We start from the raw sequence: 25036 nt of genomic DNA on the forward strand, positions 1-25036 counted from the left end.
GGGTCAGGGCCTCGGCGGGGAGCCCGGCCCGGCGCCCGTCTCCGCGGCCGGGGCCCCCGCCGGGCGGGCCTCGGCGAAGTGGCAGGCGACGGGGTGGGCCGTCCCGGGGCGCACCTCCAGGGCGGGGTCGCGTTCGGCGCACACGTCGGCGGCCTTCCAGCAGCGGGTGCGGAACCGGCAGCCGGACGGCGGGTCGATCGGCGACGGCGGCTCGCCCTCCAGCTCGATCCGGCCGGCCCAGGCGGCCTCGGGGTCGGGCACCGGCACCGCCGACAGCAGGGCCTGCGTGTAGGGGTGGGCGGGGCGTTCGTAGATCTCCCCGGCGGGCCCGGTCTCCACGATCCGGCCGAGGTACATGACCGCGACCCGGTCGGAGATGTGCCGGACGGCGGCCAGGTCGTGCGCGATGAACACGTAGGCGACGCCGAGGTCGCGTTGCAGCCTCGCCAGCAGGTTCATGACCTGGGCCTGCACCGACACGTCCAGCGCCGACACCGGCTCGTCGCACACGACCACGTCGGGGCCGAGCGCGAGGGCGCGGGCGATGCCGACGCGCTGGCGCTGGCCGCCGGAGAACTGGTGAGGGTAGCGGTTGACGTGGCCGGGGTCGAGCCCGACGAGCTCCAGCAGCTCCCGGACGCGGTCGCGGCGGCGCTCCTTCGGCACGACGTCGGGGTGGATCTCGAACGGCTCGCCGACGATGTCGCCGACCGTCATGCGCGGGTTGAGCGAGGAGTAGGGGTCCTGGAGGACGAGCTGGATACGGCGGCGCAGGGCGCGCAGCTCGCGGCGCGGCAGCGCGGAGACGTCGCGTCCGTCGAAGTCCACCGTGCCCGAGGTGGGCCGTTCGGCGGCCAGCAGCAGCCTGGCGAGGGTCGACTTGCCGCAGCCGGACTCGCCGACGAGCCCGAGGGTCTCCCCGGGCCGCAGTTCCAGGGAGACGCCGTCGACGGCCTTGACGGTCCCGACGCGGTGCCTGAACACCACGCCCCGGGTCACGGCATAGTGCTTGACCAGGTCGTCGACCCGCAGGATCGGCGCGTCACCGGGCACCGTGCACCTCCTCGGCGAAGTGGCAGGCCGCCGCGTGCCCGGGCGCGACGGTGACCAGCGGCGGCCGCTCGGCGGCGCAGACGGCCTCGGCGCGCGGGCAGCGCGGCCGGAACGGGCAGCCGGACGGCAGCGCCGCCGGGTCGGGCGGCGCGCCGGTGATCGGGGTGAGCGCGCCGCGGGGGCGGTCCAGGCGCGGCACCGAGGCGAGCAGCCCGGCGGTGTAGGGATGGGCGGGCCGGGCGTACAGGGCGCGGGCGGGCGCCTGCTCGGCGACGGCCCCGGCGTACATGACGACGATCCGGTCGGCGACGCCCGCGACGACGCCGAGGTCATGGGTGATCAGGACCATGCCCATGCGCAGCTCGTCGCGCATCCCGGCGAGCAGCCGCATGATCTGCGCCTGCACGGTGACGTCGAGCGCGGTGGTGGGCTCGTCGGCGATCAGCACGTCCGGCTCCAGCGCCAGCGCCATGGCGATCATGACGCGCTGCCGCATGCCGCCGGAGAACTGGTGCGGGTGGTCGGCCAGGCGGCCGCGCGCCGACGGGATGCGGACGCGCTCCATCAGCTCGACCGCGGCCTCGCGGGCGGCGGCGCGCTTCAGGCCCCGGTGCACGCGCAGCATCTCGGTGATCTGGTCGCCGACGGTCAGCACCGGGTTCAGCGCGGTCAGCGCGTCCTGGAAGATCATCGAGATGCGGTCGCCGCGGTAGGCGCGGCGCCGCTTCTCGGGCATGCCGAGCAGTTCCTCGCCGCGCAGCCGGACCGAGCCGCCGGTGATCCGGGCGGGCGGGCTGTCCAGGATGCCCATGACGGCCTGCGCCGCGACGCTCTTGCCCGACCCCGACTCTCCCAGGACCGCGAGCGTCTCGCCCTCGGCGAGGGTGTAGGACAGGCCGTCGACCGCGCGGAAGGTACGGCCCCGCACGGTGAACTCCACGCGCAGGTCGCTCACCTCCAGCAGCGGCGCGTCGCGCGGCGTCCTCTCCTTGTCGTCCATGGTCACCGCAGTTTCGGGTCGAGGGCGTCGCGGGCGGCGTCGCCGAGCAGCAGCAGGGCGAGCACCGTGGCCGTCAGGAACACCGCGGGGAACAGCAGCAGGTGCGGGTGGTCCAGCACGTACGACTGGGCCTGGTTGAGTTGCAGCCCCCACGACACCTGGGGGTACTGGAGGCCGACGCCCAGGAAGTCGAGCGTGGCCTCTCCCGCGATCACGTTGCCGACGTTGAGGGTGGCGACGACCAGCACCGGCGCGATCGCGTTCGGCAGCACGTGCCTGCGCATGATCCGCGGGTCGGACGCGCCGAGCAGCCGCGCGGCCTGCACGTAGTCGGCGTCCCGGACGGCGATGACCTGCCCGCGCATGATGCGGACCATCGTCGTCCAGCCGAGCAGCACCAGCACCAGCGTCATCGCGCCGACGCCGTGGCCGGGGAAGGCGACGAGGATGACGGTCGCGCCGAGCACGAACGGCAACCCGAAGAACACGTCGGTGATCCGCGCGATCACCGCGTCGAGCAGGCCGCCGTAGTAGCCCGCGAGCGAGCCGAGGACGACCGCGATGACCAGCGCGAACAGCGTCACCGTGAGGCCGATCAGCAGGGTCGGGCGGGCGCCGTGCACGACATGGGCGTAGTAGTCGCAGCCCGCGGTGTCGGTGCCGAACCAGTGCGCGCCCGACGGCCCGGCCTTGGCCTGGTTGGGGTCGCAGTCGGTGTTGACGGCCCGGCCGGTGAACAGCCGCGGCACCGCGGCCATCAGCCCGACGAGCGCGAGCTCCGCGACGCAGACCCAGAACAGGCGGCGCCGCCGCAGCTCGTACCAGGCGTCACTCCACAGCGAGGCGCGGCCGTCGGCGATGGGCCCGCCGGCCTCGGCGACCGCCGCCGTCTCGGGTTCCTGGACGGACATTCCCCTCCCTCACTGGTACCGGATGCGCGGGTCGAGCAGCCCGTACAGCAGGTCCACGAGCAGGTTGACCACGATGAACACCAGCACGAGCAGCGTCACGGCGCCGACCACGACCGGGCCCTCCTTGAGCTGGATCGACTGGAACACCTGCTGGCCGACGCCGGGCAGGTTGAAGATCCCCTCGGTGACGATGGCGCCGCCCATCAGCGAGCCGAAGTCGATGCCGAGATAGGTGACCACCGGGATCAGCGAGTTGCGCAGGGCGTGCCGGACGACGACGCGCCGCCACGGGAGGCCCTTGGCGCGGGCGGTGCGCACGTAGTCGGCGCGCAGGTTCTCGGCGAGGCTCGTGCGGGTGAGCCGGGCGACGTAGGACAGCCCGAGCGAGCCGAGCACGATGCCGGGCAGCAGGTAGCTGACCGGCCAGCCGTCGTCGGTGCCCGCCGACGGCAGGATCGGCCACTTCACGCCGAACAGCAGCTGCGCGCTGTAGCCCAGCACGAACACCGGCACCGCGATGATCAACGTGGTGCCGCCGAGCACGAGGGTGTCGGCGAGCCTGCCGCGCCGCAGCCCGGCCCACACCCCGAGCGCGACGCCGACGGCGAGTTCGAACAGCCAGGCGGTGACGGCGAGCCGCGCCGTCACCCCCCAGCGTCCGGTGAGCATGTCGGCCACGCGCTGCCCGTCGTAGTTCTCGCCGAGGTCGCCGTGCAGCAGGCCCCACATGTACTTGGCGTACTGGACGAGCAGCGGGTCGTTCAGGTTGTAGCGCTCCCGCAGCGCGTGCGCGACGGACGCGGGGATCGGCTTGTCCCCGGCGAGCGCGGTGATCGGGTCGCCCGGCAGGGTGAACACCATCAGGTAGATGAGCAGCGTGGTGCCGAGGAAGACCGGGACGGCCTGGAGGAGACGCCGCAGGGCGTAACGCCACATCCGCGGCTCACTTCACCGTCACGTCGTAGGCGAGCATGCCCGTGGCGTAGGGGGTGATGACGACGTTGTCGACGCGGGACGAGCGCCCGCCCTGGCCCGCCCACGTCCACAGCGGGATCTGCGGCATCTCGCGGATCGCGATGTCCTCGGCCTGGTTGTAGTACTTCAGCGCCTCGGCCTGGTCGGCGCTGGCGTTGCCCTTGGCGATGAGGTCGTTGAACTCCTTGTTGCGCCAGCCCATCTTGTTGCCCGCCTCGCCCCACATGTTCTGCAGGTAGTTCTGGGCGCTCGGGTAGTCGGCCTCCCAGTTCTGCCGGTAGGGGCCCTTCTGGGTGCGCTTGGACATCGCGGAGAAGTAGTCGGAGGCGGGCAGCTGCCGGAACTGGATGTCCTTGATGCCGAGGTTCTGCCGCAGCGAGTTCGCCACGATCTGCATCCACTGCGCGTAGCTGGGCTGCGCGTTGGAGAAGTACAGCTCCAGCGTGCCCTTGAAGCCGCCCGACCTGTCGTAGAGCTGCTTGGCCTTGACCGGGTCGTAGACGCAGGCCTCGCCGCAGGCGCCCGCCCGGTAGCCGGGGATGATCTTCGGCAGGAGCGAGTCGGCCGGGATGTAGTCGCCGTTGTAGACGGCCTTGTTGATGCCCTGCCGGTCGATGGCCATGGAGATGGCCCGGCGCAGGTCGGGGCTGTCGAACCTGCCGGTGAACAGCGGGAAGCCCAGGTAGTCGATGGTGCCCGTCGTCCGGGGCAGGAACCGGTCGCCGAGGACGCGCTTGGCCTCGGGGACCTTGTCGGCCGGGATGGTCTGCATCGCGTCGATGCGCCCGGCGCGCAGGTCCGTCCAGGTGGTGGCGGCGCTGGAGTAGCTCTTCCAGATGACGCCCTTGTTGCGCGGCTTGCGCGCGCCGGTGTAGCCGGGGAACGGCACCAGCTTGATCGGGCCGTTGCGGACCCACTGGCCGCTCATCTGGTACGGGCCGTTGCCGACGGGACTGTTCTCGTAGGCCTTGAGGTCCTTGAAGGCGGCCTTCGGCATCGGCGCGAACGCGGGGTAGGTGAGCAGCAGCGGGAACTGGCTGAAGGGCGCGCCCAGCGTGACCTTCAGCGTGGTGTCGTCGACGACCCGCAGGCCCGACAGCTTGTCGGTCTTCGGCTTGGCGTTCTCGTCCTCGGGGTTGAGGTCGCCGTACCCCTGGAAGTGCGAGAAGTAGTCGTTGGCCTCGTAGGCGTTCGGGCCGTAGGCGGCGTTGTTCCAGGCGTCGGCGAAGCTGGCGGCGGTGACCGGCTCCCCGTTGTGGAACTTCTGCCCGGGACGGATCTTGATGGTCCAGACCTTCTGGTCGGTGCTGGTGACCGACTCGGCGGCCGCCATGACCGGCTTGCCGTCGCGGCTCAGCCCGACCAGGTTCTCGAAGAGGTTGCCGATGACGTCGAAGGAGTAACTGCTGGTGGTGTTGCCGGGGATGAGATGGTCGGGTTCGGGGTGGCCGACGGTGAAGATCCCGTCGCTGGACTTGCCTCCTCCGCCGCCGCAGGCGACGGTCGAGCAGGCCACCATGAGCAGGATCGCGCTGAGGCCGGCGGCCTTGGGGTGGGCCATGATCCTCCCTCCGCCCTGCGCCGGCTTGGGGGGCGTCCGGCGCGGTCGCAGGAGTCGTACCCGCGTTGATGATCTCGGTTCGTTGTTGATCAATTCGCAATCCGATCGAGACCACGGCGCGGTGGCACGGGTTACGGAACCGGTCATGGTGCATTCAGACGGACGAACCGTACGGAAGGTGGCTCCATGCAGGAGGTAGCGGACGGTGAGGCGGGCGCGCTGTGCGCCGAGCTGATCCGGATCGACACGACCAACGAGGGCCAGGGGGAGGGACGTCCCGAACGCCCGGCCGCCGAGCACGTCGCGGCGCTGCTGGACGAGGTGGGCGTCGAACCGGTGGTCGTCGAGTCGGCGCCGGGCCGGGCGTCGGTGCTGGCGCGGATTCCCGGCACCGACCCGGACGCGCCCGCGTTCCTCGTCCACGGGCACCTGGACGTGGTGCCCGCCGACCCCGCCGACTGGAGCGTGCCGCCGCTGTCGGGCGAGGTCCGCGACGGGTGCGTGTGGGGGCGCGGCGCCGTCGACATGAAGGGGTCGGTGGCGATGACGCTGGCGGCCGTCCGGGCGCGGCTGCGCGCGGGCCGCCGCACGCGCGGCGACCTCGTGCTCGCCTTCCTCGCCGACGAGGAGTGCACCGGCGACTACGGGTCCCGGTACGTGACGCGCGAGCACCGGGAGTTCTTCGACGGCTGCACCGAGGCGATCAGCGAGTCCGGCGGGTACAGCGTGACGACGGGACCGGACACGCGCGTCTACCCGATCGCGGTCGGCGAGCGCGGCACCGCGTGGATGCGCCTGACGGCGCGCGGCACGGCCGGCCACGGGTCCAGGCCCGCGCCCGACAACGCCGTCGCCGAACTGTGCCACGCCCTCTCCCGCCTGGCCTCCCACGAGTGGCCGGTGCGGCTGACCCCGGGCGTGCGCGCGCTGCTGGACGGCCTCGCGGACGCCCTCGGCACCACGATCGACCACGACCGGCTCGACGAGGAGGCGCGGCGGCTCGGCCGGGTCGGCACGCTGTTCGCCGGGACCATCCGCAACTCGGCCAACCCGACCCGCCTGGACGCCGGATACAAGGTCAACGTCGTGCCGGGCTCGGCGACCGCGCAGGTCGACGGCCGTTTCCTGCCGGGTCTCGGCGAGGAGTTCCTCGCCACCGTGGACCGGCTGCTCGGGCCGAGGATCACCCGCGAGTTCGTCAACTTCGAGCAGGCGCCCTCGGCCGACCCGCAGGGGCCGACGTTCGCCGCGCTCTCCGACGCGCTGCGGGCCGAGGACGCGGCCGCGCGGCCGGTGCCGTACGTGATGTCGGGCGGCACCGACGCCAAGTCGTTCGCGGCGATCGGGATCCGCAGCTTCGGATTCGCGCCGCTCCTGCTGGACCCGTCCCTGGACTACCAGGCGATGTTCCACGGCGTGGACGAGCGGGTGCCACTGACGGGCCTGGAATTCGGCACGAGGGTGCTGGACCGGTTCCTCGACACCCGCTGACCCGCGGGCGACCAGCCGGTGCCGCCGCCTTCGCACACGCAGGACCGGAACGCGGCCCGGTCCTGCGGCCCGTCAGCGGTCAGGCGGGGGTCGCGAGTGCGAGTGTGATGTCCGCTGGTGACGGTTGCTAGCCTGTGGCCGACGTTAGTCGTGTTCGAGGAGCGACGGACATGGTGGGTGACGACGACATCTCCGGGTGATACCCGGACGTGATCGGCCAACGGCAGGAGCGCGGGAGCGCCGCCGTGGGGCCCGGTCGTCGTGCCGTCTTCCCTGTCCGTTCACGCAGAAGCGTCCTTCTGCTCTTCTCCTTCACGAGGGCTTCCCATGTCCAACGCCGCCATCGTCTGCTCCCACCCGTCCTTCTCCTGGCCCGACGACACCGTGGTCTTCGCGGACCTGTCGTTCACCGTGGGCACGGGCCGCACGGGCCTGGTGGCCCCCAACGGCTCGGGCAAGAGCACCCTGCTCAAGCTGATCGCCGGTGCGCTGCGCCCCGGCACCGGTTCGGTGTCGGTGGAGGGCACTCTCGGCTACCTGCCCCAGGACCTCCCGCTGACCGGCGATCTCACGGTGGCCGAGGTCCTGGGCGTGGCCGCGGTGATCCGGGCCATCGACGCCGTCGAGTCCGGGGACGTGGCCGAGGAGCACTTCACCACCATCGGTGGCGACTGGGACATCGAGGAACGCACCCGCGCCCAGCTCGACCGCCTGGGCCTCGGCGACCTCACCCTGGACCGGACGCTGGGCACGCTCAGCGGCGGCCAGGCCGTCTCCCTGGGGCTGGCGGCCCAGCTGCTCAAACGCCCCGACGTGCTGCTGCTCGACGAGCCCACCAACAACCTCGACCTGGAGGCCCGGCACAGGCTCTACGACGCGCTGGAAGACTTCAACGGGAGCCTGCTGCTGGTCAGCCATGACCGCGCGCTGCTCGACCGCATGGAACGCATCGCTGAACTCGACCGCGGGGAGCTGCGCCTGTACGGCGGCGACTTCACCGCGTACGAGGAGGCGGTGCGCGCCGAACAGGAGGCCGCCGAGAAGAACGTCCGCAACGCCGAGCAGGAGCTCAAGCGGGAGAAGCGGGAGATGCGGCAGGCCAGGGAACGCGCCGAGCGCCGTGCCGGCAACGCCGCCCGCAACCTCAAGAGCGCCGGCCTGCCGCGCATCTTCGCCGGAAACATGAAGCGGGGGGCGCAGGAGTCGGCGGGCCGGGCGGGGCAGATGCACGCCTCCCGGATCAGCGACGCCCAGGCACGGCTGGACGAGGCGGGGCGTGCGCTGCGCGACGACCAGCGCATCACCCTGGACCTGCCGGACACCGGCGTGCCCGCCGGACGCGACCTCTTCCTGGGCGGGCGGCTGTCGGTCAGGCTCGGTGGCAGGGCCGTTTTCGCCGGCCAGGGCGTCGACCTGACGATCCGCGGCCCGGAGCGCATCGCGCTGACCGGGCCCAACGGAGCGGGCGAGAGCACCCTGCTCCGCGTCATCAACGGCGACCTCACCCCGGACGGAGGCGAGGTCAGGCGGGCCGACGGCCGGATCGCCCATCTTTCGCAACGGCTGGACCTGCTGAACCCGGACAGGACCGTCGCCGAGAACTTCGCCGACCTCGTTCCGCACCGCACCGAGGCCGAGCGGATGAACCTGCTGGCCCGCTTCCTGTTCCGGGGAGCCCGTGTGCACCTGCCGGTGGGGGGCCTGTCCGGAGGGGAACGGCTGCGAGCGACGCTCGCCTGCGTCCTGTGCGCCGAACCGGCCCCGCAGCTGCTGCTCCTGGACGAGCCGACCAACAACCTGGACCTGGTCAGCGTGGGGCAGCTGGAAAGCGCGTTGGCCTCCTACCAGGGCGCGTTCGTGGTGGTCAGCCATGACGAGCGGTTCCTCGCGGAGGTCGGCGTCGACCGGTGGCTGCGGCTGGCCGACGGGCGGCTCACCGAGACGGGCGCGCCCCAGGCGTGAGCCGACCTGGCGGCGGGGGAGGGCGCATGGCCCTTCCCCGCCGCTCGGGCACCTGATCGACCCCGGCAGGGAACGGCGTCGCCTCGCTCCGGGAGCGGCGCCTTCGCAGCGAGTTCCGGATCAGGACAGGCTGAGGGCGCGGGTGTGTAGGGCGGAAGGCCGCGTTCGGCGAGAGCGTGGTCCAGAGCCGAACCGCGCTGGATCAGCGGGTCGTTCCAGTCCTCGAAAGCCACCTCGGTGATGTAGATGCCCACGGCCCGGAGCCTGACGGGCGCTCGGGCGGCGCTTGCCGCCTGCGCCGTGTTCAGGAGGACGTGTGGTCCGGGGCGTCACGGCCCGGGGCGCCGGGTAGGGCGAGGACGCGGGCCGCCAGGGTGTGCAGGTAGGCGCGGAACTCCTCGAGTTGCTGCCGGTTGACGTGCCCGTCCCCGAAGCGCCCGCCCCGGTCGGCGGAGTAGACCATGCCGTGCCCGAGGAACCCGGAGACCACCCAGGGAAAGGTCCACAACGCGTAGTCCAGGCCGGACGGGTCGGGAACGGCGTCCCGGACGGCGGCGGCGATCCAGGTGAGCTTGGCCCGGGAGTGGCGTTCGTCAAGGTCGGCGGTGTCCGCGGCGTCACCGGCGCGGCGGTGCAGCCACAGCCCGAGCATGTCGGGCTCGGAGGCGTAGAAGTCCAGGTAGGCGTCCAGGACGCGGACCATTCCCTGGTGGGTGGGGGTGAAGGCGTCCAGCGCGTCGGCCAGCGCTTTGCGCTCGGCTGCGGCGGCCCGCTCCATGACCTCCCGGTACAGATCGGTGTTGCTGCGGAAGTACCGGCGCGAGGTGCCGGGCGGGACGCCGGCGGCCTCGGCGATCAACTCGGTGGGGGTTCCGTCCAGCCCCAGCGCCGCGAACAACCGCGTGGCGGCGCGGACGATCCGCTGCCTGTCCTCCGCCGCTTCCTTCTCTGTGATCATGTCGTTACCTTATGTGGCCGCGTTCGCGCGGCCGGGCACCCCCCGGCGGACGCGGAGCGCCGGAGGGGCTCGGGACGGCCTGGAGGGAGGGCGGCCAGGCCGTCCCGGCACCGGCGATCACGTGCGGTGGTCAGTCCAGCAGTTCCCGGACCGCGGACCTGAAGGTGTCCAGCGCCCCGAAGTAGAAGCGGGGGCCGTAGGAGACCCGCGCCACTCCCAGCTCACGGAGCCTGGCCAGGTCCAGGCCGTCGGGCCGGGTGTTGCCGTTGACGGGGCCGGGTATCTGAGCGACCAGGGCGGCGACGTCCTGCTCGTCGCCGACGCCGATCGGGTAGACGCAGTCGGCCCCGGCCTCCAGGTAGAGGCGGCCCCGACGGACCGCCTCGGCGACCCGCTCCTGCGGGGGCACCCCGGACGACGCCACGAAGGTGTCGACACGTGCGTTGATGACGATCGGGACCCCGGCGTCGTCCGCGGCGGCCCGGACGGCGGCCAGCCGTTCGGCGTTCGCGCCGGCGTCGACCAGCCCGCCCGCGCGATGGTCGCTGTCCTCCAGGTTGCAGCCGACCGCGCCGACCTCCAGCAGCCGGTCGACCAGCTCCCGCGGCTCCAGGCCGTATCCCGCCTCGGCGTCCACGGTGACCGGGACCGGCACCGTCCGGGCGATCCGCCCGGCCGCGGCGAACATCTCCTGCCAGGGCGCGCCCTCGCCGTCCGGGAAGCCGAGCATCGCCGAGACCGCCGCGCTGGCGGTGGCGACCGCGGGGAAACCGGCCTCGACCACGATCCCGGCGCTGGCCGCGTCCCACACGTTCGGCAGGACGAGCATCTCGTCGGCGTGGTGCAGCGCGCGGAGGGTGTCGGCGTGCGCCTTCAGTTCACTGGTCATGGCGGGCTCCAATCCAAGGGGGTCTTCCGGGGCGGATGCGGTCATGCGGAGGGCTTCACGCGGGCTCGGGAGTCGGCTTCGGTCACCTCCTCGACCGTCGGCGGCCTGAGGAGGCCGGTGGCCCAGGAGACCGGGATGGCGACGACGGCGATGGCCAGCCCGGTGAGCACCGGCGCCGAGGCGGTGGAGCCGCCGAGCGCGGCCCCTCCGGCGGCCGATCCGACCGCGATGCCGATGTTGGCCGCGGAGGCGGGCAGCGAGGACGCCAGCCCGCCGCCGGGCCCGGCCAGGCTCACCACGCGGTACTGGAGCGAGGGCACCATGCCGAAGGCGAACAGGCCCCAGACGAGCAGCACCGGCGCCACGAGGACCGGGACCGCGCCGACGAGGTGGAGCGCCAGCAGGGCGACCGCCGTGCCGGTGGTGGCGACGGTCAGGGTGCGGGCGGCGTTCCGGTCGGCGAACCGGCCGCCGCCGAAGGATCCGACCGCCGCGGCCACCCCGTAGGCCAGCAGGAACGCGCTGGTCAGCGCACCGGAGATGCCCGTGACGCTCTCCAGGAACGGAACGATGTAGGTCAACGCCGAGTACAGCGCGGCGAACACCAGCACGTTCAGGCCCAGCACGGCCAGCACCCGGGGCGCGAGGGCATGTCTGACCTGGTCGCCCGCGCCGCCGCCGCTGCCGGGCACGGAGGGGACCAGCGCCAGGGTGGCGACCAGCGCGAGCGCGCTGAGCACGATGATCGCGGTGAACGAGCCGCGCCAGCCGAGCGTCTGGCCGACCAGCGTGCCCAGGGGCACGCCCAGCGCGGCCGACACCGCGACGCCGGAGACGACCACCGAGATCGCCCGGCCCATGCGCTCGGGCGGGACGACCGAGATGCCCGCCGCGAACGCGGCGGCGATGAACAGCCCCTGGAGCGCGCCGGTGAGGACGCGTACCGCCAGGAACAGGCCGTAGCCGTCGGTCAGCACCGCGACCAGGTTGCCCAGCGCGAACAGGGCGAGCGCGCCGGCGAGGACGGTCCGCCGGTCCAGCCTGATGGTGAGGGCGGTCAGGACCGGGCCGCCGATGGCCAGGCCCAGCGCGTAGGCGGTCACCAGCGTGCCCGCCGCGGGAAGGGAGACGTGGAGGTCGGCGGCGATCAGGTTCAGCACGCCGACCACGAGCAGCTCGGCGCTGCCCAGCACGAACATTCCCAGGAACAGCGTCGCCAGGGAGAGACCGGGCCTGCCCCGGCGTCGTACCGCCTGCGGGGTGCTCATACGCACCTTCCTTGTCATGTTGCGGGGATCCGGCCAGGAGGAGAGGGACGCCGTCCTGGAGCTAGACTTGAGGGAACGATCCCTAACAACGTAGGGAACGATCCCTAACATTGCAATACGGGAGGGGAACCGTGTACCGAACCGCCGCCGAGACCCGGGCGCACGTACTCGGGGTGGCCGGGGAGCTGTTCTACGGGAAGGGCATCCGGGCCACCGGGGTCGATCTCGTCGCGGCCGAGGCCGGTGTCGCCCCGACGACCCTGTACCGGCTGTTCTCCTCCAAGGACGGACTGGTCGGCGCGTACGTCGAGCACGCCGCCCAGGGGTTCGAGGAGAGGTTCGAGGCGGCGGTCGCGGGCGCGGGCCCCGATCCGCGCGACCAGATCCTGGCCGTCTTCGACGCGGTGTTCGCGCAGATCGACTCGGAGGGGTTCCGCGGCTGCGCGCTCCTGATGGCGTTGGCCGAGTTCCCCGACGTCGACCTGCCCGCCCACCGCAACGCGGTCGCGGCGAAGGTCTGGTTCCGCCGGAGGATGAGCGAGCTGACCGATCGACTCGGAGTCGAGGACCCGGCCGAGATGGCCGACCATCTCACGCTGGCCTTCGAGGGCCTGAACGCCTCCGCCCAGTCACTGGGCGCGGGCGGCCCCGCCAAGCGGGCGCGGACCCTGGTCGAGACCATCCTGTCATCCGCCGCGACCCCTCCCGCGGAGACACCGCGCGGATAGGGGGCGCCCCCGACGCGCTCCCAGGAGGTTCGTCCCGAGATCGCCAGCGCCAACGCCCATGCCGAACGTGCGCGACGAGCGGAACCCGCAAGCGCGGCATGGGCGAGGACAGCGTGCCCGGTCTGTGTCAACGTTCTCGTCCTTGCCGTAAGGGATCGTTCGGTTCCGATCCTCCGCACCTGTCGGCCCCGTGGCGGCTCCCGGAGAGGTGAGGAGCCTGCATCGAACCGGCCAGGTCGACAATGGGGCGGTGTACGTCTACAAGCTGGCCAACTGGATCGACGACTTCGGCTCGTTCACACCTCTGAACCGCTGGTCCACCTCGCCCGAGGACACCGCCTGGGCCCTGGCCGCCGTCCTCGCCCTCGCCGATGCCGCCGACACCCTCCGCTGGGAAGGCGACATGCGCCATCTGCCCGCCGTCGGTGTCCTGGCTTCCGGCACGCCGTTCCTCATCGTGAAGCAGGACTCCGGCGGGCTCACCTTCATCATCACCGAAGCCGAGCACCAGCAGATCGCAGGCGTGGCCGAGTCTCAGGGCGCCCATGCCTTTCCGGCGGGCGCGCGGTTCACCGCCCAGGTCTCCACGCGGGTCATCGGTGCCAGAGAGCCGGGCTCCCTCCCACCGCCAGGGCCCGCACGCCCCGGCCCGGACGAGCGTTGAACGCCGCACGTACTCGGGGACCAGGCGGTCCGGCCCGCACCGTGACGCGTGCGCGGACGGGTCTCAAGGAGACACCGCACGCGAAAAGGCATTGCGTTCCTGCCTCCGTGGCAGAAGCCTCGACGTGTGCTGATCAGGAATGCCACCGCCGACGACTGGCCCGCAATCTGGCCGTTCTTCCACCAGATCGTCGCAGCGGGTGAAACGTTTCCCTACCCCCTCGACCTCGACGAAGAGCAAGGACGCGCCATGTGGCTGGTCCCGGATCCGGGACGCGCGGTCGTCGCCACCGACGGCACCGGCACGGTGCTCGGCACGGCGAACATGTACGCCAACCGCTCGGGCAACGGCTCGCACATCGCCAGCGCCAGCTACATGGTCGACCCGCTCCACCAGGGGCGGGGGGTCGGCCGGGCGCTGTGCGCGGATTCGCTGGCGTGGGCGCGCGCGGCGGGCTTCCGGGCGATGGTGTTCAACGCCGTCGTCGAGACGAACCTGCACGCCGTGAGGCTGTACGAGTCACTCGGGTTCACGGTGCTGGGCACCGTGCCGGACGGCTTCCGGCATCCCGAGAAGGGCTACGTCGGTCTGCACATGATGCACCGCCCGCTGTGACGGTCACGCGCACCACCTGATCGCGTGACCGGCCTTCTCTTCCAGCAGGCTGCTGCGCCGTTCGACCGCCCTGTGCCGTGGCGGCCCCGAGTGCGTTCTCGGGGCCGCCCGTTCCGGCGCCGGCCTGCGCTCCGTTCGTGGATCAGGTGCTGCGCTGGTACTCGTACGCGCACGCCGCGTAGAGGGTGGTCGAGGCGGCGTTGATGGTGGTGTCGACGTTGGGCTTGATGTTGACGGCCGGTTGCTGCTCCCAGTCGCCGCCGCGCTTGACGAACGGGACCAGCCAGATGCCGTAGCTGACGTGGTTCGTGCCGGAGATGCCCGACTTGGCCCGCAGCAGGGTGAACCCGGAGAACATCCGGGCGGCCCCCGGATCACAGGTCAGGCCCTTGGAGCTGGAGATCGGGACGTCGGCGCCGGCGAGCTTGAGGGTGGCGCCGAGCCGGTAGTTGCCGGGAGCGCCGTTGAACAGGCACAGGTTGTTGGTGTTGCAGCTGGCGGCGGCGCTGGCCGGTGTGACGGCCAGGCCGCCGAGCGCGGCGCCGGCGATGGCGGCGACCACGGCGGTCCTGCGGGTGATGGTTCGCATGGGGAGGCTCCAGTCCAAAGGTGATCAGGTGGTGGCGGGTGACCGGGTCATGGGTGACGCGGCCACCCGGGGCGGCGCCATCCTGATGTCCGGCCGCCATCGGATCAGAAGTCGCTCAGGCAGATCCGGTGGAAGTACGCGGCGTCGAAGGTGTTGACGATCTGGTTGACGCCGACCTTGACGATGCCCACGGTGACGTTGCGGTTGGTCCGGTTGCGCACCATGTTGATGTTGCTGCTGAGCAACTGGCGGTTCGAGCTGCAGCCCGGAAGCTCGTCGGCGTGATGGGCCCACGTCCGCCGCCACACCTGCGAACCGCCGACGTACTTGTAGGCGCACACGCTGCCGGTGTTGCAGGCCGCCGCGGCGTGGGCGGGCACGGCCGGAGCCGCCAGCGCGAGCAGGCCGCCGGCGGCCACGGAGGCCAGCCCGGCGCCCGCCCGGCGGGTCGTCGATCGGGTCATCCTCTGTCTCCAATCCAGATGGTGATCCTGGTTGAGGCGCGAACGGAGAGCCGCACGGCGGGCGGCGTCCTGGCCGCCCCGGACCGCTCCTGTCGCGTCGGTCGAACGCCGTACGCCGCCACAGCCGGTGGAACGGTCCGGTCATCGAGGCCGTGGTCGGAGGCGATCATGGTGACAGCGTGGCCCGAGGTGCCCGCGCGAGGCGATGGGCTGGATCGCCATGTACGGGGGTGATCTCGCCAGAGAGCGCGGGGGTGTGGGCGGCCTACGTCTCGGCCGCGCCCATGCGCCCTGCCGGCCGATGGCCTTGGACGGGTCCGCGGTTCGGCCGCCGAGGGCGGATCCCGGTGCGCGATCCGCCGCGGCCGGCCCTCCGGGCGCATCATGCCCGGCATGCTGCCTGCCGCCTCGTTCGGTCAGTGTTTCGGCGCGTCGACTTAGGTTAGGTAGGCCTTACCTCGGCGGTGTAGGGTGAGGCGACTTCAACCAGGAGGGTCGGTTTGGCCGGGAAGGTCGTCCGTTGAGCGGGGGAGAGGCGCGGCTCGTCGCGCGTGGTCTCGACGTCGGCCACGCGGGAAGGCGCGTGCTCGGCTCCGTGGACCTGACGCTGCGGGCGGGTGAGGTGACCGTGCTCGCCGGGCCCAACGGCTGCGGCAAGTCCACGCTGCTGCGCACCGTGGCCGGACTGCAACCGGCGCTCGCGGGCGAGGTCCACGTCGACGGCGAACCGCTGCGCTCCCTGTCCCGCCGGACCCTCTCGCGCCGCCTGGCGTTCCTGCCGCAGACCCCGCTCGTCCCCGCCGGGGTGACGGTCCGCGAACTGGTCCGGCATGGCCGCTACGCCCACCGCGGCGCGTTCGCCCGGCACACCCGGGAGGACGCCGAGGCCGTCGACTGGGCTCTCGCCGTCACCGACGCGGCCCCGCTGGAGGGCAAGCGGCTGGACGAGCTGTCGGGCGGTGAACGCCAGCGGGCCTGGCTGGCGACCGTGCTGGCGCAGCGGGCCGACATCCTGCTCCTGGACGAGCCCACGACCTACCTCGACCTGCGCCATCAGTTCGAGGTCCTCGACGTGGTGGCCCGGCTGGCGGACGAGCACGGCATCGCCTGCGGGGTCGTGCTGCACGACCTCATGCAGGCCGCCGCGTACGGCGACCGGATCCTGGTCATCGCCGACGGCGCGGTCACCGCGACGGGCCCGCCCGACGAGGTGCTCACCCCGGAGACCATCGGCCGTGCCTTCGGGCTCGACGTCAGCGTCGTCCGCGACACCGAGACCGGCCATCTGGCGTGTTTCCCGCGGCGGCCGGCGGCCGCCGCGCGATGAGCCCCGCAGCACCACCTCCCGCATAACGCAGTACACGCATCACTAGGAGTCCCCCATGCAGAGCTTGTTCCGCGCGCTCGCGATCGGCTGCGCCGCCGTCGTCACGCTGAGCGCCGCCGCCTGCGGCGGCAGCGTCGGCGACCAGAACAAGGGCGGCCAGGGCGGCGGCGACAAGGGCGGCAGCGGGGGGATCACCATCGCCACCGCCCGCGGTCCGGTCACGCTCAGCAAGCCCGCCACCAAGGTGGTGTCGCTCGAATGGGTGCACACCGAGGAGCTGCTCGCCCTCGGCGTCACGCCCGTCGGCAACGCCGACAGCAAGGCCTACGGCGAGTGGGTCTCCGCGCCCGGTGCCAAGCTTCCGGCGGGCGTCACCGACGTCGGGACGCGGTCGGAGCCGAGCCTGGAGAAGATCCGCGCGCTGTCGCCCGACCTGATCGTCGTGGACGAGGCCCGTTCCAAGGCCAGCTACGACCAGCTCAAGGCCATCGCGCCGGTGGTGTCCTTCACCTACACCGACAAGCCGCAGCTCCAGCACCTCAGGACCACCTTCACCGAGCTGGCCAAGGCCGTCGGCAGGCAGGACAGGGCCGCCGAGGTGTTCTCCAGGATCGACACGACGGCGGCCGCCGTGAAGACGCGCCTGGAGAAGGCCGGCAAGGCGGGCTCCGAGTACGCCCTGGCCATGGGGTTCAGCGTCAACGGCACGCCGACCGTCCGCCTCCTCGGCGACGACGCGCTGGCCGCGCAGGTCCTCAACCTGGCCGGGCTGAAGAACGGCTGGAAGGGCAAGCCCGACGCCTGGGGCATGACCACCGTCGGCGTGGAGGGCCTCACCCAGGTCCCCGCGTCCGCCACGTTCCTCTACACCGCCCACCCCAAGGACGACCCGTTCACCGGTGAGCTGAAGGACAACGCCGTCTGGAAGGACCTCGGCTTCGTCAAGGGCGGCAAGGCCGTGCCGATCAACCCGGGCACGTGGTACTTCGGCGGCCCCCTGTCGGCCGCGCAGCTGCTGGAAGAGGCGGCCAAGGCCTTCAAGGCCTGACGCGCCCGGGCATTCGTTCTTCCATGGCAACGAAGGCCGCGGCCGTTCCCGCCCGCGCACGCCGCTCACCGGCACCGCTGGTGAGCGGCGCGGCGGCGCTCGCCCTGTTCGGGGTGGCCGTCGTCCACCTCGGCCTGGGCGCCGCCGGGGTGGGAGTGGGCGACGTACTGAACGCCCTCACGGGTGACGCCGACGAGCACACCCGAGCGGTGCTCGTCGGGAGCCGCATCCCGCGAACGCTCGCCGGGCTCGTCGCGGGCGTCGCCCTCGGCGTCTCGGGGGCGTTGATCCAGGGCGCCACGCGCAACCCGCTCGCCGCGCCCGAGACCCTGGGCGCCAACGCGGGCGCGTACCTCGCGGTGACCGCGCTGCTGTTCACGGGGGCGGGCGCCGGGCTGGTGGGCACCGGCGCCGCCGCGTTCGCCGGGGCGCTGCTCGCCGTCGGGATCGTGTACCTGCTCATCGCGGGAAGCGTGGCCACGCCCGGCAAGGTCCTGCTCGCGGGCGCGACCGTCCAGCTGGCCGCGACCTCCGTCGCCGAGTTCCTGCAGATGCTCGACGAGAGGCGGACGCAGGGGGTCTTCTTCTGGGGGAACGGCACGCTGCTCCAGGCGGGCCTGGACCGGCCGCTCATGGTCGGCGCCGTGGTCGCCGCCGCCGTGCTGGCGGCGCCGCTGCTGGCCAGGCCGCTCGACCTGATGGCGCTGGGCGACCAGACCGCCGAGGCGCTGGGCGTGCGCGTGGCGCGGGTCCGCCCGGCCGCGCTGACGCTGGCGGTGCTGCTCGCGGCGGCGGCGGTGACGGTCGCGGGCCCGATCGGCTTCGTGGGCCTGGTCGCCCCGGTGGCGGTCCGGCTGCTCGGCGTCCGGACGCACGCGGTGCTGCTGCCGCTGGCCGGGCTGCTGGGCGCCGCGCTGCTGCTGGCCGCCGACGCCGCCGCGCAGATCGTCCGGCCGCCGTCGGCGGGGTACGGCGAGCTGCCGGTCGGCGTGATCACGGCGCTGGTGGGCGGACCGGTGTTCATCCTGCTGGCCCGTCGCGTGGCCACCGGCGACGCCGACACCGGAGCCGCCGTCGCCGCCGCCTCGCCGGGACGCCTGCGCTTCCCGGCGGTCCTCGGCCTCGGCCTGGCGGCCCTGGCCGCCGCGATCCTCGTCGGGCTGCGGGTGGGCGACGTCGGCATCGGCTGGAACCAGCTGGCCGCCGTCCTGACCGGGTCCGGCGACACGATGGCGGAGTCCGTGGTGTCCTACCGGTTCCCCCGCGTCGTGGTGGCCGCCGTCGCGGGCGCCTGCCTGGCCGTCGCCGGGGTGGCCGTCCAGTCCGTCGTGCGCAACCCCCTGGCCGAACCGTCCCTGGTCGGGGTGACCGGCGGGGCCTCGGCCGGTGCGGTGCTGGTCATCCTGGCGATCCCGGCGGCTCCCGCGGTCATGCTGCCGGTCGCCGCCGCGGCCGGCGGCGCGCTGGCCCTCGCCCTGGTGGTCCTCATCGCGCGCGGCGGCGGAGGCCTGGACCCCACCCGCGTGGTGCTCGTCGGCATCGGCATGGCGGCCACCACGATGGCCCTCACCTACGTCATGGTCAGCAGCGCGCAGATGAACGTCGCCTCGGCGCTGACCTGGCTCGCCGGGAGCACCTACGCGCGCGGCTTCGACTCGCTCGCCTGGCTCGCTCTGCCCGTGCTCGCGGCGATCGCCGTCACGGCGTCCGCCCGCTCGGTCGACCTGCTCGAACTCGGCGACGACCTGCCGCGCGCACTCGGCCTGCCGCTGGGCCGCGCCCGGCTCCTGCTGCTGGCGGCCGGCGCGGCGCTCGCCGCCGGAACGGCCGCGGCCGTGGGCGCCATCGGGTTCGTGGGACTGGTCGCCCCGCACCTCGCGCGCCGGATCGCGGGCAACGGGACGGCCCGGGTCGCCCCGATGGCGGCGGTCCTGGGCGCCGTGCTCGTGGTGGTCGCCGACACGGTCGGCCGGTCGCTGCTCGCGCCGTCCGAGATCCCCGTGGGCGTGGTGACCGCGCTGATCGGCGCGCCGTACCTGGTGTGGCTGCTCCGCCGGACCCCACACGCCTGACCTCCGGCGCGCCGCAGGCGGGGCCACCGGCGACCGGCCCCGCCTGCCGGCCCCGCCTGCCCGGCCGGGAAGCGTGGTCAGACGCCCAGGACGGACGAGGCCAGCTCGGTGCCCCGGACGCGGGCGGCGATCTTGGCGAACGCGACGTCGCGGGAGGTGGAGGTGTCGTCGGCGAACGGGGAGAAGCCGCAGTCGTCGCAGGTGCCGAGACGCTCGACGGGCAGGTGGCGGGCCGCGGCCAGCACCCGGTCGCGCACCTGCTCGGGGGTCTCCACCACCGGGTCGATCGGGTCGGTCACCCCGACGAAGATCCGCGCCTGGGCGGGCAGGTGCTCGGCGACGATGGCCAGTGCCTTGTCCGGGTCGGGCTCGCTGGCCATCTGGACGTGGAACGCCCCCGCCTTGAGCTGGAACAGCCGGGGCAGCAGCCCGGCGTAGTCGATGTCCAGGCTGTGGGTGGAGTCGAGGTCGCCGCCCGGGCAGGTGTGCACCCCGATGCGGGCGCGTTCGTCGGCCGAGAAGCGTTCCAGCACCTGGTTGTTGAGGGCGATGAAGTCGTCCAGCACGCCCCCGCCGGGGTCGAGCTTGAGGGACAGCCGCGCCTCGGTGAAGTCGAGCTGGACCAGGTGGGCCCCGGCCTCCAGGCAGGAGCGGATGTCGGCTTCGGCCGCGTCGGCCAGGTCGTCCAGGAACGCCTGGCGCGGGTAACCGTCGATGCCCTCGGCGGGGTACAGCAGGCTGAGCGCCGATGGTGCGATCACCGCCTGTTTGACCGGCACGGCGGCATGGCGCTGGGCGGCGCGCAGGTAGTCCACGGCGTGGTGGGTGTAGCGGAACGGCCCGGCCGTCAGCCGGGGAAGGCGCCGCTGGTGCCCGTCGGCGAACGGGATCACGACGCCCTCGGGCGACAGGTCCGGCAGGCCCGCGATCGGGTAGGTGGCGAAACTCGGTTTGGACTGCTCGCCGTCGGTCACCACCGGTGATCCGAGCTCCTCCATGCGGCGGATCGTGTCCCGGACCGCCCGGTCCTGGGCGGCGGGAAGCTCGGACGGGGTGGCCTCAAGCAGGTCGGCGGGGCGAGGAACGCTTCCGATGGGTTCAGTGGGGAGTGGCATGCCACGAACGGTACGGAATCGTCTGTACCCGCTCAATCACCCTTCGTGACCACAGCCGGCCCCTCTCCTGTGGTCCTGGCCCATGGCGACTCCGACCTGGTTGTGCATCGCCCGGTCGCGGGCCCGTCGTCAGGCGGTGCCGCCCTCCCGCGGGGAGAGCATGGCCAGCTCCTTGGCGATGCCGTTGCGCTGGATCTCCGACGTTCCGGTCAGCACGCGGAACATGCGCACCTTGCGGAACAGGTACTCCACCTCGGTGCCCTGGGTGAGGCCCTCCTTGCCGTGGATCTGCACGGCCTCGTCCAGGATGCGGAACGCGGCCTCGGCGACGAACAGCTTGCACATGAACGCCTCCAGCCGGGGCCGCTCGCCCCGGTCCAGGGCGGCGACGGCGGTGTAGGTCATCGAGCGGGCCGCGTAGTAGTCGGTGGCCATGTCGGCGAGCTTGTGCTGGATGGCCTGGAGGCTCATCAGCGGGGCGCCCTGGACGGTCCGGGTGCGGGCGCGGTCCAGGGACAGCTCGATCGCGCGGCGGGCCATGCCGAGCAGCGTGGGGCAGTGCAGGAGGCGGTTGGTGGTGACGCGGCCGAGGCCGATGCGCATGCCCTCGCCCTCCCGGCCGAGGAGGTTGGCGGCGGGGACATGGCAGTCCTCCAGGACGACGTCGCTCTCGATGTGCTCGCCCGACATCGGGGTGGCCCCGTCGGTGACGCGGCAGCCGGGGCTGTCCAGGTCCACGATGAACGCCGAGAAGGACCGGTCGGTGCCGTCCATGCGGGCGATGACGATGGCGAAGTCGGCGAACGGCCCGGCCGTGCTGAACACCTTGTGGCCGGTGAGGCGGTAGCCGTCGCCGTCGCGGACCGCGACGGTGCCCATGGCGAACACGTCGGAGCCCGCGTCCGCCTCGGTGAGGGAGAAGCAGCAGGCGCGCTCGCCCCGGACCACCGGGAGCAGGTACTTGTGGAGCTGGTGCTCGGTGGCGTGCCGGAAGACGTCGCCCGCGCGCAGCGGGCCGCCCATCTCGCCGAGCACGCTGTGGCCGAGAACGCGGCCGCCCGCGCCGATCTCCTCCTTCAGCGCGGCGAGCCGGGTGTGCGTCAGGCCCCGGCCGCCGAGCTCCTCGGGAAGGTGGATGCCGTAGAAGCCGAGTTCGCGGCTGCGCCGCCAGACCGGTTCCAGCATCGCCCGGGTGAGCCTGGTCCGCCGGTCGATGTCGTGCTCGCGTTCGTAGTCGGCCAGCTCGCCCGACAGGTAGCCGCGCAGCTTCCCGACCAGGTCGTCGAGCTCGGGGTCGCCGTAGGCCGGGCGCAGGGAAAACGTCATGGGGTCGGTCTCCTCGTTCAGTTCACTCGCCGGTCGGAGCCGGCCCAGTAGGTCTCGCGCACGGCCCTGCGGTCGACCTTGCCGTTGCGGTTCAGCGGGAGCGCGGGCACGAAGTCGACCGAGCGGGGCTTCTTGAAGCGGTCGAGCCGTTCGGCGCAGAAGTCGATGAGCTCCCCGGCGGCGACGGACCGGCCGTCGTGGGTGACGACGACGGCCTTGACCGCCTCGCCCCAGCGTTCGTCGGGCACGCCGACCACGCAGACCTCGCGCACGGCGGGGTGCTCGTGCAGGGCGGCCTCGACCTCGGTGGAGTAGATGTTGAACCCGCCAGAGATGATCATGTCCTTCACGCGGTCGACGATGAACAGGTAGCCGTCCTCGCGCATCCACGCCAGGTCGCCGGTGTGCACCCAGCCGTCCCGGAACGTCCGCGCCGACAGCTCCGGCTCGCGCCAGTACTCCCGGACGCAGTCGGGGCCGCGCACCACGAGTTCGCCGACCTCGCGCGGGGCGAGTTCGCGCCCGTCCTCGCCGACGACCCGGACCTCGGTGTCGTAGCCGGGGCGGCCGCACGAGCGCAGCAGCTCGGGGTCGTGCTCCACGGCGTGCGCGATCTCGGCGCTGGACAGCCCGGCGACGACGCTGGTGGTCTCGCCCAGCCCGTAGCCCTGCGCGATGACCGGCCCGAACGCCGCGACGGCCTCGCGCAGCCGGCGCGGCGAGATCGGCGCGCCGCCGACGCGCAGGCTGGTGAGGCTGGACAGGTCGCGTCCGGCGCGGCCGGGGTGGTCCAGCAGCATGTTCAGCATGGTCGGGACCATGAACGCGGCGGTGATCCGCTCGCGTTCGACGGTGTCGAAGAAGGCCTCCGGGTCCCACGCCGGGAGGATGTGCGAGGTCGCGCCGCCGAACACCCCGGCCAAAAGGTTCATCCCGGCGGCGTGCGTGATGGGCCCGCAGGCGAGGTAGCGGACGCCCGGAACGGGCCGGGACTCGTCGCTCATGAGCTGCTTGCGCATGTTGGCCAGCCGGTTGCCGAACGTCTGGGTGGCGGCCTTGAGCGCCCCGGTCGAGCCGGAGGTGAAGTTCAGCACGCACGGGTCGTGCTCGCCGACCTCGACGCGGACCTGCTCGTCGCGGCCCTCGGCGAGCAGGTCCCGGTAGCCCAGTGGCCCGGTCTCGCGCAGGGGGCCGTCGGCGGCGTCCGGGTCGAGCAGGACGGCCAGGCGGTCGCCGCCGGCCCCGGCCAGGGCGGCGACGGCGTCGGCGCCGTGCGCCGCGTCGAAGATCAGGGCGCGGACCGGGGCGTAGCCCAGGATGTGCTCGATCTCGGCGCGGCCCAGCCGGGCGTTGATCGGGGCGCGGACCAGCCCGGCCTTGTACAGCGCGAACTCGGCCACGACCAGCTCGCCCCGGTTCCAGGCCAGGCTGCCGACCGCCTCGCCGGGCACCAGGCCCCGGCCGACCAGCGCCGAGGCCAGCCGGTTGGCCTCGGCCTCCAGCTCCCGGAACGTCCAGGAGCGGTCCGCGCACACGAGCGCGGTCTCGTCCGGCCAGTACCGGGCGCTGCGGGTCAGGTAGGCACCGAGGTTCACCGGCCACCTCCGAAAGTTAGACGACAGTAAGACTAATTCCAGACAGAATGTTCATTAACTGCTTCGACGTCAAGAGTCTCTACACTGGGACCTCCGGGCACGGACGCGTCCGGGGCTGCTCGAAGGGTGACGATGACCGAGGACAGGCGGACGCGGCGGACCCGGCGCGCGCTGCGCGACGCGCTGGTGGGCCTGGTGCTGGAGCGGGGCTTCGCGGCGATCACCGTGGAGGACATCACCGAGCGCGCCGACGTGGCGCGCGCGACCTTCTACAGCCACTGCCGCGACAAGGAGGACCTGTTCACGGCGGTGACCTCGGAGCTGCTGGACGAGCTCGGCGACCGGCTGCGCCCGCTGGTGGCCGAGGACGCCGTCGGCTTCACCGGCAAGCCGGTGCTGGAGCTGTTCCGGCACGCCCAGGAGCGCCGCGACCTGTACCGGGTCGTGCTGCGCGGCGAGGGCGACGGCAAGCCCCTGCGGCTGTTCGTGCAGCGGACCGTCGAGGTGGCGACCGAGGTGTTCCGCGAGCGCGCCGAGGTCAGCGGCGCGCGGCCGCGCCTGGCCCCCGACCTGCTGGCCCGCGCCTGGGTCGGCGAGCAGACCGCCGTGCTGCAGTGGTGGGTGGAGCACGACACGCCGCCGATGCCGGTCGAGGAGGTGGCCCGGATGCTGTTCGACCTGGCGATGCACGGCCGCTACTGGGCCAGCGGCTTCGACGTTCCGAAGTAACCCGGCCGCTCCCGCCCGGGCCCGTCCCGGGCTCCCTCATCCCGTACGCCGCGCGACGTGGACACGCCGCGCGGCTTTTTCGCGTGCGGGCACGGCACCCCGGCCGCCGGATCCGACCGTTCCTCCCCTCTTGAGCCGCCGACCGGTGTGACGTAGATTGCTGGCCACTCCGAACGTAAATGAACACTTTGTTCAGAAACGAGCGGTCGGGAGACGTCCGGGGAGCGACGGTCCCGCCCGCCATGAGAGGCGGTCACGTGGCACACGCCGCGCCCACAGCCGGCAGCGCCGGCCCCGCGAACAGGGGAACGCCCCGGTCCCGCCCGACCGGGACCCGCGCCCTCGACGTCTCGCGGCCGCTGCCCGGCCCGTTCGCCACCGCCCCGCCGACGGACCCCGGCACCGACGTGATCAAGGTGGAGGACGCGAGGCCCGGCGGCGACCCGGCGCGCGCCACGGGACGCCGCCGGCTCGCCCCGCACGACGCCGCGACCGCGTGGGCGGCCCCGGCGGCGCCGCTGCCTCCCCGCGGCGCCTCACCGGTGGACGGCCCCGCCGTCACGGGCGACGACGGCGTCCTCACCACCGCCGGCGGACGCCTGCCGTCCCCGGCGACGCCGGCCGGGACGTTCCCGGCGCTCGACACCGACGCCTTCGACGACCGCGCCGACCGGCCCGACCCCACAGGGAACTGAC

The 25036-nt window shown here is 72.9% G+C and carries 23 protein-coding genes; 10 read left to right on the forward strand and 13 right to left on the reverse strand.

Annotated features, from left to right (window positions below):
• Positions 1-3: 3 nt before the first annotated feature.
• Genes HNR61_RS38515 through HNR61_RS38530 form a run of 5 tightly spaced genes read right to left on the reverse strand, consistent with a single transcriptional unit; the run spans position 4 to position 5500 of the window.
• Positions 4-1053 (reverse strand): ABC transporter ATP-binding protein, encoded by a 1050-nt coding sequence (locus HNR61_RS38515; protein WP_312898305.1) that lies wholly within the window; start codon positions 1051-1053, stop codon positions 4-6.
• Entirely contained in the window at positions 1043-2053 is a 1011-nt protein-coding gene (locus HNR61_RS48690) for an ABC transporter ATP-binding protein (RefSeq protein WP_246444724.1), read from the reverse strand. Before HNR61_RS48690 ends, HNR61_RS38515 begins: the two co-directional genes overlap by 11 nt.
• 2 nt (positions 2054-2055) lie before the next feature.
• Complete coding sequence (locus HNR61_RS38520) at positions 2056-2964, reverse strand: ABC transporter permease (protein ID WP_182848082.1); 909 nt, start codon at positions 2962-2964, stop codon at positions 2056-2058.
• A 9-nt stretch (positions 2965-2973) separates the two neighbouring features.
• Positions 2974-3900: an ABC transporter permease gene (locus HNR61_RS38525; RefSeq protein WP_067831980.1), complete on the reverse strand. Its 927-nt coding sequence runs from the start codon at positions 3898-3900 to the stop codon at positions 2974-2976.
• Between the two features lie 7 nt (positions 3901-3907).
• The gene (locus HNR61_RS38530) at positions 3908-5500 is read right to left on the reverse strand and encodes a peptide ABC transporter substrate-binding protein (protein WP_182848083.1); all 1593 of its coding nucleotides are present in this window, start codon (positions 5498-5500) and stop codon (positions 3908-3910) included.
• Between the two features lie 186 nt (positions 5501-5686).
• Here HNR61_RS38530 and HNR61_RS38535 point away from each other — a divergent pair, with 186 nt between their 5' ends.
• Together HNR61_RS38535 and HNR61_RS38540 are read left to right on the forward strand one after the other, a co-directional pair.
• Positions 5687-6991, forward strand: coding sequence for a M20/M25/M40 family metallo-hydrolase (locus tag HNR61_RS38535; protein ID WP_182848084.1), 1305 nt, complete (start codon positions 5687-5689; stop codon positions 6989-6991).
• A 327-nt stretch (positions 6992-7318) separates the two neighbouring features.
• Positions 7319-8953, forward strand: a complete 1635-nt coding sequence (locus HNR61_RS38540) for an ABC-F family ATP-binding cassette domain-containing protein (RefSeq protein WP_182848085.1) — start codon at positions 7319-7321, stop codon at positions 8951-8953.
• 304 nt (positions 8954-9257) lie between these two features.
• On the opposite strand, the gene HNR61_RS38545 is transcribed toward HNR61_RS38540, so the two are convergent.
• The 3 genes from HNR61_RS38545 to HNR61_RS38555 all read right to left on the reverse strand — a co-directional run bounded on the left by HNR61_RS38545 (position 9258) and on the right by HNR61_RS38555 (position 12068).
• Positions 9258-9911: a TetR/AcrR family transcriptional regulator gene (locus HNR61_RS38545; protein WP_182848086.1), complete on the reverse strand. Its 654-nt coding sequence runs from the start codon at positions 9909-9911 to the stop codon at positions 9258-9260.
• Between the two features lie 130 nt (positions 9912-10041).
• A complete protein-coding gene (locus HNR61_RS38550) occupies positions 10042-10800 on the reverse strand; it encodes an isocitrate lyase/PEP mutase family protein (RefSeq protein WP_182848087.1) in 759 nt (252 codons plus the stop codon).
• 41 nt (positions 10801-10841) lie between these two features.
• The gene (locus tag HNR61_RS38555) at positions 10842-12068 is read right to left on the reverse strand and encodes an MFS transporter (RefSeq protein WP_182848088.1); all 1227 of its coding nucleotides are present in this window, start codon (positions 12066-12068) and stop codon (positions 10842-10844) included.
• Between the two features lie 131 nt (positions 12069-12199).
• Here HNR61_RS38555 and HNR61_RS38560 point away from each other — a divergent pair, with 131 nt between their 5' ends.
• From HNR61_RS38560 to HNR61_RS38570, 3 genes are all read left to right on the forward strand, one after another.
• Positions 12200-12796, forward strand: coding sequence for a TetR/AcrR family transcriptional regulator (locus HNR61_RS38560; RefSeq protein ID WP_220510313.1), 597 nt, complete (start codon positions 12200-12202; stop codon positions 12794-12796).
• Positions 12797-13046: 250 nt separating this feature from the next.
• Positions 13047-13460, forward strand: coding sequence for a hypothetical protein (locus tag HNR61_RS38565; RefSeq protein ID WP_182848089.1), 414 nt, complete (start codon positions 13047-13049; stop codon positions 13458-13460).
• A gap of 126 nt (positions 13461-13586) precedes the next feature.
• A complete protein-coding gene (locus tag HNR61_RS38570; protein WP_182848090.1) occupies positions 13587-14075 on the forward strand; it encodes a GNAT family N-acetyltransferase in 489 nt (162 codons plus the stop codon).
• 142 nt (positions 14076-14217) lie between these two features.
• Here HNR61_RS38570 and HNR61_RS38575 read toward each other — a convergent pair whose 3' ends face one another.
• Positions 14218-14664: a hypothetical protein gene (locus HNR61_RS38575; protein ID WP_182848091.1), complete on the reverse strand. Its 447-nt coding sequence runs from the start codon at positions 14662-14664 to the stop codon at positions 14218-14220.
• Between the two features lie 104 nt (positions 14665-14768).
• Positions 14769-15128 carry a hypothetical protein gene (locus HNR61_RS38580; protein WP_182848092.1) on the reverse strand — a complete coding sequence of 120 codons (360 nt, stop codon included), beginning with the start codon at positions 15126-15128 and terminating at the stop codon, positions 14769-14771.
• 520 nt (positions 15129-15648) lie between these two features.
• Between HNR61_RS38580 and HNR61_RS38585 the strand changes: the two genes are divergently transcribed.
• Genes HNR61_RS38585 through HNR61_RS38595 form a run of 3 tightly spaced genes read left to right on the forward strand, consistent with a single transcriptional unit; the run spans position 15649 to position 19575 of the window.
• Positions 15649-16455 carry an ABC transporter ATP-binding protein gene (locus HNR61_RS38585; protein WP_182848093.1) on the forward strand — a complete coding sequence of 269 codons (807 nt, stop codon included), beginning with the start codon at positions 15649-15651 and terminating at the stop codon, positions 16453-16455.
• Positions 16456-16510: 55 nt separating this feature from the next.
• Complete coding sequence (locus tag HNR61_RS38590) at positions 16511-17503, forward strand: ABC transporter substrate-binding protein (protein ID WP_182848094.1); 993 nt, start codon at positions 16511-16513, stop codon at positions 17501-17503.
• 23 nt (positions 17504-17526) lie between these two features.
• Positions 17527-19575: an iron ABC transporter permease gene (locus HNR61_RS38595; protein WP_182848095.1), complete on the forward strand. Its 2049-nt coding sequence runs from the start codon at positions 17527-17529 to the stop codon at positions 19573-19575.
• A 77-nt stretch (positions 19576-19652) separates the two neighbouring features.
• Here HNR61_RS38595 and HNR61_RS38600 read toward each other — a convergent pair whose 3' ends face one another.
• The 3 genes from HNR61_RS38600 to HNR61_RS38610 form a co-directional block, all read right to left on the reverse strand.
• The gene (locus HNR61_RS38600; protein ID WP_182848096.1) at positions 19653-20690 is read right to left on the reverse strand and encodes a uroporphyrinogen decarboxylase/cobalamine-independent methonine synthase family protein; all 1038 of its coding nucleotides are present in this window, start codon (positions 20688-20690) and stop codon (positions 19653-19655) included.
• Between the two features lie 129 nt (positions 20691-20819).
• Positions 20820-22016 (reverse strand): acyl-CoA dehydrogenase family protein, encoded by a 1197-nt coding sequence (locus HNR61_RS38605; protein WP_182848097.1) that lies wholly within the window; start codon positions 22014-22016, stop codon positions 20820-20822.
• A gap of 17 nt (positions 22017-22033) precedes the next feature.
• Positions 22034-23611 carry an AMP-binding protein gene (locus HNR61_RS38610; protein ID WP_182848098.1) on the reverse strand — a complete coding sequence of 526 codons (1578 nt, stop codon included), beginning with the start codon at positions 23609-23611 and terminating at the stop codon, positions 22034-22036.
• 132 nt (positions 23612-23743) lie between these two features.
• Here HNR61_RS38610 and HNR61_RS38615 point away from each other — a divergent pair, with 132 nt between their 5' ends.
• A complete protein-coding gene (locus HNR61_RS38615) occupies positions 23744-24340 on the forward strand; it encodes a TetR/AcrR family transcriptional regulator (protein ID WP_182848099.1) in 597 nt (198 codons plus the stop codon).
• A gap of 257 nt (positions 24341-24597) precedes the next feature.
• Positions 24598-25035, forward strand: coding sequence for a CoA transferase (locus HNR61_RS38620; RefSeq protein ID WP_220510314.1), 438 nt, complete (start codon positions 24598-24600; stop codon positions 25033-25035).
• The last annotated feature ends 1 nt before the right edge of the window (position 25036 follow it).

It is taken from the genome of Actinomadura kijaniata (assembly GCF_014138665.1).
GTDB classification, from domain to species: Bacteria; Actinomycetota; Actinomycetes; order Streptosporangiales; family Streptosporangiaceae; genus Spirillospora; species Spirillospora kijaniata.